We start from the raw sequence: 12875 nt of genomic DNA, 5'->3' as shown, positions 1-12875 counted from the left end.
ATCATGCGATTAACGAGCGCCTGCGCACAATTATATACGAAAATAAGCGGAAAATTCACTATGCCCTTCGATCGGCTGACAGATGCCATCCTGCGCCACCTCCGCCATGATGGACGCATGAGCAACGCGGATCTTGCCCAACGGGTGGGGCTGTCGCCTTCGGCCTGCCTGCGCCGCGTGCGTATGCTGGAAAAAGAAGGGGTTATACGTGGCTATCGCGCCCTGGTAGATGAGCGCTCGGTGCATGGCATGACCACCGTCATCGTGCAGATCACGCTGGAGCGGCAGACGGAGGAATGCCTGCGCCGTTTTGAAGCCCGCGTGCGCGAATGCGCCGATGTGCGTGAATGCTACCTGATGACGGGGGATGCCGATTACCTCGTGCGCGTCGAGGCGCGTGATGCGGCTGACTACGAGCGCATTCACAAGGAGGAACTCTCGCGCATGCCCGGGGTTGCCCGCATACAGAGCAATTTTGCCATTCGCACCGTGGTGCAGCGTTAGGCTGCCCCGGCGTGGCGTGGCGTGGCGTGGCGTGGCGTGGCTTACGCGCGGGCCATGTTGTCTTCCTGATCATCCGCCACGGCTTCCACGTAACGCTTGAAAGTGCGCAGGTCGCCCTGAAAGACTTCACCTAGCGCGCGCAGTTCAAGGGTGGAGAGGCGGTACCATCCGGGGCACAGGCCACGTTCGGCTTCGATTTCGCGCATCAGGTTCGCGGCGATGGCGGGCATGTGCTCAGGCTGTGGGGCCTCGAGCGGGATGATGGTGCAGCGCGAGCAGAGCGCCGGGCTGACCTTATCAAGGTCATTGACGGTAAACACCCATGACAGCCAGGACAGGTCGGCGTCGAGATCGAGCCAGAAATCGCGAAAATGTTCCGCCTCCTTCTTGTCCGCCACCGCAAGCAGCGCATCCTGCAGGCATCCGTGCTGGGGATTGTTGGAGACCTTGTCCACTTCATCGAGGATGAATGCCATGTTCGGGCAACGGGTCATGGCGATGCGCTCGATCACTTGTGACGGCCCTGATTCGGAAAAACCCTTGTGGGTGCCGGTCAGGTAAAACGTATCGTGAATACTGGCGACGTTCCTGGTATCGAACGGTAGGCCGATATGTTCAAAAAAACCGCGCGCCAGACTGGTCTTGCCGCACCCTGAGGGGCCTGCAAGCAAAATGGGTTTGGGGCGGATGAATTTGCCAAAGCGCTGCCTGCTGTTAAACACCCGGGCCATTTCAGTGATGGCATGCGCCGCATGCGGAAAGCGCGCGATCAGTGGGGTCATGTCGAGCGTTTCGGGTTCGGCAAGGGGCAGGGGGCGGTTCAGTTCGGCAAACAGGCCAATCCGGTTATTGGTGCCTGTGCGGCCTGAATGCCTGTTGATGAGATCCTGCGGCACGGGCGTGGGGAAAACGGTCACGCATGTTTCATCAGCAGTTGATGGGGCGGGCTGTTGTTCTGGTGCGCTTTGCGCTCTGGCGGCCGTGTGGGGAAGGGGCTCCACGTCTTCTGCTTCATCAGAAAAGAAACTCTCCAGAAAATCCTCGCTATCTATTACATCAAGATCCAGGAACGGGGCATTGTCATCATTATTATTCTGATCATTCATGATGTATTCAACTGCCTTTCTGCTGAGATATGTCTGGTGGTCAACCGCTCTTCTGTTTTCTTTGAAATTCTCAAAAAAAACAGGGATTATGTGCATCTTCCCAAATAAATTTCTCCTGTCATGCTGTGGGTCGAAAGTTCTGAACAGGGCCAGCGCCGATCGGGCCATGCTGTTGCTGTTCAGGCATTCTGTGGGAAAGGTATTGTCAAGGCACGGATCTCCAAGGACGCAACCAGTTTCGTATGCATCATTGAGACTATGTATAGTGACTGAAAATATGGTCCATGATCAGCCATCGGATATTTTTCAGTATTGTCGTATGGCCTGATGCCGACTTCCGAGTAAAGGGCCAGCGCCTTGACCATATTTTTAAACTTGGAAAGGTCATCGCTATCCTCATTCTGAACGGCGGCAATGTATTCCCTTGTTCTGTGCAGGCCAATCACGACACGTTCGATAACCAGAGCCCAGTCAGCAAAGATTGCCCAAGGGCAATATCAAATCTTTCGAGCGCTGTTTTTGTTTTCTCGCACGCTACGGAATATTTCCATCTGAAATAATCTAGGATATCTTTTTGAATTGTCGCCGCCCCCCTGTCGCGTTGTATGCCATCTGGCGCAGTTAGCTGCATATTTGCGGGGGGTGGTGTATGGGAAAATGACTACATTTTTTATTGCTTTTGTCAACCCTAATTATTGTCACTATAGCATAAACCTTGATGATTATTGGTATTGTCACTATTTATATAAAATAACATATCAACATTAGGAAATATGAAATTCCTTGTGAAATTAAGGAAGGAACCGCACGGCAACGGTAAAATATGTTACAAAACGTAAGAATGCCTTCGCAGGGCGCGGGCTCAGGGCCAGAGCATCCGTCCGGTGGGCAGTACGCGGGCAATGACCAGTTCAGGTGCGTTTTCATGGGTCAGGAGAGCCGTTCTGCCACATGCACGGGCGAGGGTGGTCATGAAGTGCCGCAGGTCCAGCAGGTCGTGGCCTGACCGCACGTTGCGCGGATCAAGATCGAATTCGATCTGTCCGGGGCTGAAGAAGTGGCAGGCAGGGGCTACCTTGCCCTGATGGCATGCAAGGGTCGCGGCGTGGCTTTTGGCGGCGGCGAACATGTCTTTGACGGTTGCGGGCAAGGGGGTGGGTGTGCCATCAAGCCGGTAGTCCAGCAGGGCGGGTTCGTGGCGCAGGCGGGTCAGCACGTGTTGCCAGTCAGCCATGGTGGTGGGGGCGATGTAAATATCGCGCAGTGTCCCGTCCCACCTGAAATGATGCTCTTGCGCCGCCCAGTTCATGATTCCGCCTGAAAGAATGTCGCAGGCTTTTGCAGAAAAAGCCCCGTGGCGCCGCCTCTATCACATAAAGGCGGCGCCCGAACATCTTACCAGATCATGGCCGGAATGTTGAGCAGGCGGTTATGGCGCGGGCGGAATGGGTGACGTGGCGGTGCGGGGAATGAACGGACGGATCAGGAACTGGTAGCACCCGGCTCCCACCACTCCGCCAACCAGCGGCCCGGCAATGGGCACCCACCAGAAATGGTCCGGTCCGGGCAGGGCGGAGTCTCCCCAGCCCGCCACAAAGCAGAACAGCCGCGGCCCGAAGTCACGCGCGGGGTTGATGGCCCATGCCTCGAGGTAGCCCGAACACGCCCCGATGCTGGCAACAAGCAGGCCAATGATCAGCGCGCCCGAATTGGCCTGGGGCGCGACGGTATTGTATTCACACGTTATGGCGAAGATGCCAAAGACCAGCAGCCCGGTCAGGATGATTTCATCAACAAAGGCATGCAGCGGCGTAATGCCCTCGCCCGGATGGGTAAAGAACACTCCCGCCGCCCCGCCAGCGCCGCGGGTGAGGCCATGCGCCGCGTTGTAATGGTCGATTACGGGCTGGTACAGCGTATAGACCAGTGTTGCCCCGATCACGCCGCCCAGCACCTGCGCTGCCCAGTAGCCGGGCACTTTGCGCCACGAAAACCCGCGAAAGAGTGCAAGAGCCAGTGATACGGCCGGGTTGGCATGCGTACCTGACACGCTGCCGGTAATGTAGATGGCGATTGTAACGCCAAGCCCCCATACAACGGCCACCCCCCAGTAGGCCTGCTTGTAGGGGCTGGGATCATACAGCGCGTACATTGCAGCTACCGAATCACCGATCAGCACGATGATCATGACCGCGATGCATTCGGATATGAGTTCACCCAGAAATTGTCTGTTTTTCAGCATTTTAACCCACTTTATTCTTTTATTATCATTCGATGGGAAAGGGCTGTCGGCCTTGTGGCCGGTTTGTAGCCCTGGAATGTTCTTAAACGAACATACCTTGCCGGGAAAGGGGTGTGCGCGATCCGTTGGGTAAGAGTGTCTCCTTTTTCCATATATTTCATTATATTTCATGAAATTTCTCCAACATTCCGGATTCGGGGGCAGGTGATGTTGTGGTGGTGATGGAAAGTGAGGGATGGGGTTGCGGACCAGGATGCGCGATTTCGCACATGCACAAAAATCGCTGAGGCATATGAATTACACGGAATGGCGAATTTGTGGCTAATGCCGGGCACTATCGCACATGGAAAAAGAAAGAATTATTTAACCATGCCGCATGCAGAAATGTGCGCACGGCCTCTTGAATCGATCAGAATGTTCGGTTACGAACATGAGTATCAGGAGGAACATTGACTATGGCGTCCATGGACGAAACATTCCGCACCCCCCCGGCACCGGGTGGCCTGCTCGACCTGCTGGTCGTGGGCGGGGGTGTGAACGGCACGGGCATAGCGCGCGATGCCGCCGGGCGCGGCGCATCGGTCCTGCTTGTCGAGCAGGATGATCTGGCCAGCCACACCTCATCGGCCAGCACCAAGCTGATCCATGGCGGCCTGCGCTATCTGGAATATTATGAATTCCGTCTGGTGCGCGAGGCGCTGATCGAGCGCGAGAAGCTGCTGCGCATCGCTCCCCACATCATCTGGCCCATGCGCTTCGTGCTGCCCTACACACCGCAGGCGCGCCCGGCATGGATGCTGCGCCTTGGCCTGTTCCTGTATGATCACCTGGCACCCAACATGACGCTGCCCAAGTGCAAGTCACTCGACTTCCGCACGTCATCGGCTGGCCAGCCGCTCAATGGCAAGCTCACACGCGGCTTCGCCTATTCCGATGGCTGGGTGCAGGACAGCCGCCTTGTCGTGCTTAACGCCATGGATGCCAAGGCGCGCGGGGCCGATATCCGCACCCGCACCCGCATGGTCCGTGCCCGCCGCGTAAATGGCGTGTGGGAAGCCGATATCGAGAACATGCTCGATGGTACCACCACCACCGTGCGTGCGCGCGTGCTGGTCAATGCCGGTGGGCCGTGGGTGAGCGAAGTGCTGCGTGAGCGCGCGCAGGTGAACTCCACCAAGAACGTGCGCCTCGTCAAGGGCAGCCACATCGTGGTGCCACGCCTGTTTGACGGGCCGCAGGCCTATATCCTGCAAAACCCGGACAAGCGCATCGTCTTCACCATTCCCTACGAGCAGAAATTCACCCTGATCGGCACGACCGACGTGCCATGGACGCAGGCTCCCGGCGATGTCGAGATCTCGCCCGAGGAAATCAGCTACCTGTGCGAGAGCGTGAGCCGCTACTTCGCCAAGCCGGTAACGCCTGCGGATGTGGTGTGGAGCTACGCCGGCGTACGCCCGCTTTATGATGACGCGGCCAAGAACGCCTCCGCCGTGACGCGTGACTATGTGCTCGATGTGGACACGCAGGGCAACCAGGCGCCCATGCTGTCCATCTTTGGCGGCAAGATCACCACCTACCGCCGCCTGGCCGAGCATGCGATCGAGAAGCTCCAGCCCTTCCTGCCCGTGTTGTCGGCACCGGGCTGGACGGCGGACAAGGTGCTGCCCGGCGGTGATCTGGGCGAGGGCGGGTTCGAGGGCGCGCTGGCCCGCCTGCGCGCGCAGGCCCCGTTCCTTGGCCCCGACCTGAGCTGGCGCCTCGTGCGCAATTACGGCTCGCGCGCCACCGAGATCGTAGGTGATGCCCGTAGCATGGAGGATATGGGCGAACTGTTTGGCGCAGGCCTGAGCGTGCGGGAGGTGGAATACCTGATCGCAAACGAATGGGCGCAGACCACGCAGGATATCCTGTGGCGCCGCTCCCGCCTCGGGCTGCATGTGACCGATGAGGACACGGCCCGCCTTGAGGCCTACCTCAAGGCCCGCAGGCCGGGCATGGCGCCTGCTTCCGCATAAATAAAAAATACTCAGGCCGCAGGCGTCACACGCCTGCGGCCCAAACTCGCATCCGCCCTGTTGGGGCAGGAGAAGATAATGAACAAGAAGAACAGAATTCTCGCCATCGACCAGGGAACGACCTCGACCCGCAGCATCGTGTTCGACCGCGATATCACGGCCATTTCCGTCTCCCGCATCGAGTTTGCCCAGCATTATCCGAGCCAGGGATGGGTGGAGCATGACCCGGAGGAAATCTGGTCCAATGTTCTCTCTACCGCGCGTGAGGCGATTGAAAAGGCCGGCGGCCCCGGCGTGATCGCGGGCATCGGCATTACCAACCAGCGCGAAACCATCGTGGTGTGGGACCGTGCGACCGGCAAACCCATCCACCGCGCCATTGTCTGGCAGGACCGGCGCACCACGCCCGTCTGCGCGCGCATGCATGAGGAGGGGCTGGAGCCCTTCGTGCGCGAGCGCACCGGCCTGCTGCTCGACCCCTATTTCTCGGCCACCAAGATTGCGTGGATTCTCGATAACGTGGAAGGTGCGCGCGCACGCGCCGAGAAGGGCGAACTCGCCTGCGGCACCATCGACAGCTTTCTTCTGTGGCGGCTGACCGGCGGCCGCGTGCACGCCACCGATACCACCAACGCCTCGCGCACGCTCCTGTTCAACATCCATACCTGCGCGTGGGATGACGAATTGCTGGCCCTGTTCAAGGTGCCGCGCGCCATCCTGCCGGAAGTGAAAACCAACAGCGAAGTGTTTGGCGAGACGGCGCCCGACCTGTTTGGCGAGCCACTCAAGGTTGCAGGCATGGCGGGCGACCAGAACGCTGCCATGGTGGGGCAGGCCTGCTTCCGCCCCGGCACTGCCAAGGCCACTTACGGCACGGGCTGCTTCGCGCTGCTCAACACCGGCACCAAACCCGTCATGTCCGAAAACCGGATGCTCACCACCATCGCCTACCGCATCGGGGCCGAGACGACCTATGCCCTTGAAGGCTCGATTTTCGTTGCGGGTGCGGCCATCCGCTGGCTGCGCGACGGGCTGAGCCTCATCACCCATGCCTCCCAGACCGATGACATGGCCACCCGCGTGCCGCACAGTCACGGCGTGTATATGGTGCCCGGCTTCGTGGGCCTTGGCGCGCCGCACTGGGACCCCGACGCCCGTGGCCTGATCTGTGGCCTTACGCTGGATGCCACGGCGGCGCACATTGCGCGCGCGGCGCTGGAATCGGTAGCATACCAGACCATGGACCTGATGGACGCCATGCATGAAGATGGCGGTGGCAAGCTCAACGCACTGCGTGTTGATGGCGGCATGTCGGTCAATGACTGGTTCTGCCAGTTCCTGGCCGATATGCTGCTGACCCCGGTGGAGCGGCCCCGACAGGTCGAGACCACGGCGCTTGGCGCTGCCTTCCTGGCAGGGCTGGCGACAGGAGTTTGGGAGAGCATAGCCGAACTGGAAGGCACCTGGACACGCGGACATCTGTTCCGCCCGATGATGGACAAGGCGCAGCGCGATACTATGGTAGCCGGATGGCATGTGGCAGTCCGCCGCACGCTCAGTTCCACCGTTGCTGCGTAATCAAGACTATTGACCAACAGGAAAAGAGTGTTTCATGACCACCACACGGCATAATCCCTATCAGGTTACCGATCGCAATCTCGCCCTTGAACTCGTGCGCGTAACCGAGGCGGCTGCGGTCGCCGCATCGGCCTGGACCGGTCGTGGCCTCAAGAACGAAGCCGATGGCGCGGCGGTGGAGGCCATGCGGCGCGCGTTCGATACGGTCGCCATCGATGGCACCGTGGTGATTGGCGAAGGCGAGATGGACGAAGCGCCGATGCTGTTCATTGGCGAGAAGGTCGGCTCGGGCGGCCCGGGCATGGATATTGCCGTGGACCCGCTGGAAGGCACCAACCTGTGCGCCAAGAACCTGCCCAACGCCCTGACGGTGGTCGCACTGGCTGAAAGCGGCAACTTCCTGCATGCGCCTGACATCTACATGGACAAGATCGTCGTCGGCCCCTATCTGCCCGAGGGCGTGGTGGATCTCGACAGCACCATCGAGGCCAACCTCAAGTCACTGGCACAGGCCAAGAAATGCGCGGTGTCCGACCTCATGCTCTGCACGCTCGACCGTGAGCGCCATGAGGAGCTGATCGCCCGCGCCCGTGCCGCGGGCGCGCGTGTAACCCTGCTGAGCGATGGCGACGTGGCTGCCGCCATTGCCGCCTGTCTCGATGATAGCGAGATCGATCTCTATGTCGGTTCCGGCGGCGCGCCCGAAGGCGTGCTGGCCGCCGCCGCCGTGCGCTGCGTGCATGGGCAGATGCAGGGCCGCCTCATGTTTGAAGATGACGGCCAGGTGGCGCGCGCGCGCAAGATGAACCCTGGTGCCGACCCCTCGCGCAAGCTGGCGCTCGAGGATATGGCGCGCGGTGACGTGCTGTTCTCCGCAACAGGGGTGACGGGCGGGGCGTTGCTCCACGGCATCCGCCGTAGCGGCATCCGCACGGTCACGCATTCGCTGGTCATGCGCTCCAAATCCGGCACCATCCGGTTTGTGGAAGGCCACCACGATTACCAGACCAAGACCTGGTGAGCAGTATTTCATCGATTGCATAACAACAAGAACAGGCAATAGAGGAACGACATGACCAATACAGCACACACCGCTTCGAGCCGCCTGGGCCTGCGCCCCGGCGTCGTAACGGGTGCGGATTACCGCCGCCTTGTCGAGACCTGCCGCGATGAGGGCTATGCCCTGCCAGCGGTCAACGTGGTGGGCACCGACAGCATCAACGCGGTGCTCGAGGCGGCGGCGCGCAACCGGGCGGATGTGATCATCCAGCTTTCCAACGGTGGCGCGCGGTTCTATGCGGGCGAGGGCATGAAGGATGCCGATCAGGCCCGTGTGCTGGGTGCTGTGGCGGCGGCCCGTCATGTCCATACCGTGGCCGCGGCTTACGGCGTGTGCGTGATCCTGCATACCGACCATGCCGACCGCAAGCTGCTGCCCTGGATTTCAGGCCTGATCGATGCCAGCGAAGAGGCGGTGAAGGAAACCGGCCGCCCGCTGTTCTCCTCGCACATGATCGACCTTTCGGCTGAACCGCTGGAAGACAATATTGCCGAATGCGCCCGCTTCCTGCGCCGCATGGCGCCGCTGGGCATCGGGCTTGAAATCGAGCTTGGGGTTACCGGCGGCGAGGAAGACGGTGTTGGCCATGACCTTGATGATGGTGCCGATAACGCGCATCTCTACACCCAGCCCGAAGATGTGCTGAAGGCTTATGAGGCACTTTCCCCGCTCGGGTTCGTGACCATCGCGGCCTCGTTTGGCAACGTGCATGGCGTGTATGCGCCGGGCAACGTCAAGCTGCGCCCCGAGATCCTGCGCAACTCGCAGGCGGCGGTGGCCAAGGCCACCAATCTGGGCGAAAAGCCGCTGGCACTGGTGTTCCATGGGGGGTCTGGCTCGGAGCAGGCCAAGATTACCGAGGCCGTGTCCTATGGCGTGTTCAAGATGAATATCGACACCGATATCCAGTTCGCCTTTGCCAGCAGCGTTGGCCGCTACGTGCACGAGCATGCGGAGGCCTTCAGCCACCAGATCGCGCCTTCCACCGGCAAGCCGACCAAGAAGCTGTATGATCCGCGCAAGTGGCTGCGCGTGGGTGAACAGGGCATCGTGGCGCGGCTCGAGCAGTCGTTTGCCGATCTTGGGGCAACGGGGCGCAGCGTGGCGCGCGCAATATAAAGCCGTATTGAAGGGGGAGTATCAGGCAACGTGTCAGCAGAAGAACGTCACCGGGAAATTACCGCGCTGGTGCGTACCCAGGGCTATGTCTCCAACGAGGATCTGGCCCAGAGGCTGAATGTTGCGGTCCAGACCATCCGCCGTGATGTCAACCTGCTCGCCCGTCGCGGGCTGGTGGCGCGGCATCATGGCGGGGCGGGTCTGGCCTCGTCGGTCGAGAATATCGCCTATTCCGAGCGGCAGGTGCTCAACCGGCGGGCCAAGGAAGCCATTGGCAACCTTGCAGCCCGCCAGATCCCTGACAATTCATCGCTTTTTGTCAGCATTGGCACCACGACCGAGGCCTTTGCCAAGGCATTGCGGCGGCACAAGGCGCTGCGGGTCATTACCAACAACCTGCATGTGGCCACCCCGCTTTCCGCCCAGACCGATTTTCAGGTGATCGTGACGGGGGGGCAGGTGCGGTTTTACGATGGGGGCATTACCGGCTCCACCGCCAGCACCTTCATCGAGCAGTATCGCACCGATTTTGCCGTGATCGGCATCAGCGGCATAGAAGATGATGGTACGCTGCTCGATTTCGATGCCGATGAGATCAGCGTGGCCCAGGCCATGATGCGCAATGCAAGGCGTGTCTACCTGCTGGCCGACCAGACCAAATTCGGCCGCAGGCCCATGGGGCGGCTGGGGCATCTTTCCCACGTGCATGGCTTTTTTACCGACCGGCAGCCCTCCGAACAGATCTGCGCCATGCTGCGCGCTCATGATGTGGAACTGCACATCGCCTGAAGTCTGGGCAGGAATTTTCAGGTGCCGCCTTTTGTTAAGGCGGCGTTTTCTGAAGCTTTAATTTACTGTGCCAGATAACCGCCATCAACCGGCAGCACCGCGCCGGTGATGAAGGATGCATCATCCGAGGCCAGGAACAGGATGGCGCTGGCAATCTCCGCAGGCTTGCCCATGCGGCCCATAGGGTGCATCTCGACCACCTTGCGAATGCCCTCGGCATCCATGCCCGCCACTGCAGGCGTGTCGATGGTGCCCGGTGCCACGGCATTGACCCGCACGCCCTTGTCGGCAAGGTCGATGGCAAGGTGCTTGGTAATGCCCGAGGCCACGAACTTGGCCGGTCCATACACGGCCTGACCTTTCTGCCCGGCAAAGGCGGAGATGGAGGACAGGCACACGATCGCGCCCTGTCCGGCATGGACCATCTCGGCTGCGGCATGTTTGCAGCACAGGAACATGCCGCGTGCATCCACCGCCATGGTGTGATCCCACAGATCGGCCGTGGCGGAGGCGAGATCGGCCTCGGGGATGACCCCTGCATTGGCTACGAGAATATCGATGCGGCCAAAATGCTTCATGGTTTCATGCACCACGCGGGCAATGTCGGCCTCGCTGGTCACGTCGGCTGGCACCGAGATCACGTCCACGCCGTTTTTTTCAAACTGGCTGGTCAGTTCATCGAGTGCATCGGTGTTGAGGTCGGTCAGGGCAAGCTGGGCACCTTCGGCGGCAAAACGCTCCGCCGTGGCGCGGCCAATGCCGCTTGCAGCACCTGTAATGATGGCAATCTTGCCTGCAATGCGTCCGGTGGGTGTGGCTGTCATGGGGTCTCCTGCTTGTCGCTGGCATCAGGCGGGTTAACGCAGGCCGTGTCAATATGTTGCCCGGCCTGCAGGGCTCAGGGCGCCTGAGCCAGGCTGATCGGGTTCTTTTGATCAGGCGGAAGTGATCGGCCCGTTTTCCCCGCTCTGGCGCGGTCAGGCGGCAGGGCAGAGGGGTCTGTGTTGCGCGATCGTACCATAATTCGGGCCTGCGCATGTTTCAGGCACGGGGGGGATCACCTATACTCGCCACAAACATGGTTTGTTGTGAATGTGGCGGGGCGGTGTTTTCCATGCGAAAACCGCCACGCCGTGCGAGCGGGTGTGGAGCATTATCGATATGGCACAAAAGTTTCGGATCGTTATTGTAGGCGGTGGTGTTGCGGGCCTTGCGCTTGCCACGCGGCTGGGCAATTCGGTCGGCAAATCGGGCCGTGCGGAAATCACGCTGGTGGACAAGAGCTTCGCCCATGTGTGGAAGCCGATGCTGCACTGTTTTGCAGCCGGCACCGCCGCCAACGAGAATGACCGCATCAGCTTCATGTCACAGGCCAGCCGGCATCATTTCGAGTTCTGGCCCGGTGAGATCACGGCGCTCGACCGTGCAGCCAGGACCATTTCGCTTGCCCCCATCAAGGACCCGCTCAGCGGGGAGGTGGTGGTTGAGGCCCGCACGCTCGATTATGACGCGGTGGTGCTGTCAATCGGCAGCCGCGCCAATGATTTCGGCACGCCCGGCGTGGCCGAACACTGCCTGTTCATTGACAACCTGGTCGATGCCAATGGCTTCAACGACCGTTTCCGCATGGAACTGCTGCGCTCCTTTGCCAATAACAACGAACTCGATATCGCCATCGTAGGCGGTGGGGCCACCGGCACGCAACTCGCCGCCGAGCTGCACAAGGCGCTCGATCTCGCCTCGCTCTACAGCTTTGGCCAGAAGCCACCCAAGCTGCGCATTACCCTGCTTGAGGCAGGCCCCCGCATCCTGCCAGCCTTCCCCGAGGCGGTATCGGCTGCGGCGGTCAAGCAGCTTGAGGCGATTGGCGTAAGCGTGCGCGCGGGTGCGATGGTCAGCGGTGCTGATGAAAACGGCTTCCTGCTCAAGGACGGCTCGCGCGTGCCTGCAACGCTGCGGGTGTGGGCGGCGGGCGTGAAGGCACCGGACGTGACCAGCAAATTCGGTGGCCTCAAGCTGTCGCGCTCAGGGCAGCTTGAAGTGCGGCCCTCGTTGCAGGTGATCGATGATGACAACATCTTCGCCATGGGTGACTGCGCCTTCATTGCCGAAAAGCCCGTGGCCCCCACAGCGCAGGCTGCCCGCCAGCAGGCCCATCATCTGGCCCGCCATCTGCCCCGCTGGATGATGAGTGGCCAGCCCATGCCTGCCTTTACCTTCCATAACAAGGGGGCGGTCGTGGCATTGGGTGATTACAATGGCTGGGGCACCTTCCCCGGTGGCACGGTGTTCGGTGGCGGCTGGCTGCATGGCCTGTCGGCGCGGATGGTGCACCTCATGCTCTACCGTCAGCACCAGTTCGAACTGTATGGGCCGGTGCGCGGCACGATCTCGTGCCTTGTCGACTGGCTTGACGTGTTCGTGCGCCCCTCGGTCCGGCTGGACTGAGGGCAGGGAGG

General features: G+C 60.7%; 12 protein-coding genes. 7 read left to right on the top strand and 5 right to left on the bottom strand.

The features are described 5' to 3' along the window. Window positions 1–60 precede the first annotated feature (60 nt). Window positions 61–504: an Lrp/AsnC family transcriptional regulator gene (locus FMA36_RS15135; RefSeq protein ID WP_130731805.1), complete on the top strand. Its 444-nt coding sequence runs from the start codon at window positions 61–63 to the stop codon at window positions 502–504. A gap of 41 nt (window positions 505–545) precedes the next feature. On the opposite strand, the gene FMA36_RS15130 is transcribed toward FMA36_RS15135, so the two are convergent. From FMA36_RS15130 to FMA36_RS15115, 4 genes are all read right to left on the bottom strand, one after another. Continuing rightward, window positions 546–1778, bottom strand: a complete 1233-nt coding sequence (locus FMA36_RS15130) for an AAA family ATPase (RefSeq protein WP_159263127.1) — start codon at window positions 1776–1778, stop codon at window positions 546–548. Between the two features lie 11 nt (window positions 1779–1789). Further along, window positions 1790–2056 (bottom strand): hypothetical protein, encoded by a 267-nt coding sequence (locus FMA36_RS15125; protein ID WP_159263126.1) that lies wholly within the window; start codon window positions 2054–2056, stop codon window positions 1790–1792. Between the two features lie 416 nt (window positions 2057–2472). Beyond that, window positions 2473–2919, bottom strand: a complete 447-nt coding sequence (locus tag FMA36_RS15120) for a hypothetical protein (protein ID WP_159263125.1) — start codon at window positions 2917–2919, stop codon at window positions 2473–2475. A 120-nt stretch (window positions 2920–3039) separates the two neighbouring features. Beyond that, window positions 3040–3852 carry an MIP/aquaporin family protein gene (locus tag FMA36_RS15115; protein WP_159263124.1) on the bottom strand — a complete coding sequence of 271 codons (813 nt, stop codon included), beginning with the start codon at window positions 3850–3852 and terminating at the stop codon, window positions 3040–3042. A gap of 455 nt (window positions 3853–4307) precedes the next feature. Here FMA36_RS15115 and glpD point away from each other — a divergent pair, with 455 nt between their 5' ends. The 5 genes from glpD to FMA36_RS15090 all read left to right on the top strand — a co-directional run bounded on the left by glpD (window position 4308) and on the right by FMA36_RS15090 (window position 10416). Then, on the top strand, window positions 4308–5870 hold the full coding sequence (gene glpD, locus FMA36_RS15110) for a glycerol-3-phosphate dehydrogenase (RefSeq protein WP_159263123.1): 1563 nt from the start codon (window positions 4308–4310) through the stop codon (window positions 5868–5870). Window positions 5871–5948: 78 nt separating this feature from the next. Continuing rightward, entirely contained in the window at window positions 5949–7448 is a 1500-nt protein-coding gene (gene glpK, locus FMA36_RS15105; RefSeq protein WP_159263122.1) for a glycerol kinase GlpK, read from the top strand. 34 nt (window positions 7449–7482) lie between these two features. Continuing rightward, on the top strand, window positions 7483–8469 hold the full coding sequence (glpX, locus tag FMA36_RS15100; protein WP_159263121.1) for a class II fructose-bisphosphatase: 987 nt from the start codon (window positions 7483–7485) through the stop codon (window positions 8467–8469). A gap of 51 nt (window positions 8470–8520) precedes the next feature. Then, entirely contained in the window at window positions 8521–9627 is a 1107-nt protein-coding gene (gene fbaA, locus FMA36_RS15095) for a class II fructose-bisphosphate aldolase (RefSeq protein WP_159263120.1), read from the top strand. A gap of 30 nt (window positions 9628–9657) precedes the next feature. Continuing rightward, a complete protein-coding gene (locus tag FMA36_RS15090) occupies window positions 9658–10416 on the top strand; it encodes a DeoR/GlpR family DNA-binding transcription regulator (RefSeq protein ID WP_130731813.1) in 759 nt (252 codons plus the stop codon). Between the two features lie 62 nt (window positions 10417–10478). On the opposite strand, the gene FMA36_RS15085 is transcribed toward FMA36_RS15090, so the two are convergent. Beyond that, window positions 10479–11240, bottom strand: a complete 762-nt coding sequence (locus FMA36_RS15085; protein WP_159263119.1) for an SDR family NAD(P)-dependent oxidoreductase — start codon at window positions 11238–11240, stop codon at window positions 10479–10481. Window positions 11241–11577: 337 nt separating this feature from the next. Here FMA36_RS15085 and FMA36_RS15080 point away from each other — a divergent pair, with 337 nt between their 5' ends. After that, window positions 11578–12864, top strand: coding sequence for an NAD(P)/FAD-dependent oxidoreductase (locus tag FMA36_RS15080; protein ID WP_159263118.1), 1287 nt, complete (start codon window positions 11578–11580; stop codon window positions 12862–12864). Window positions 12865–12875: the final 11 nt, after the last annotated feature.

The organism is Komagataeibacter xylinus, from assembly GCF_009834365.1.
GTDB classification, from domain to species: Bacteria; Pseudomonadota; Alphaproteobacteria; order Acetobacterales; family Acetobacteraceae; genus Komagataeibacter; species Komagataeibacter xylinus_D.
The sequence above is the reverse complement of the archived record's forward strand: the minus strand, read 5'-3'. Positions and strand labels throughout refer to the sequence as shown.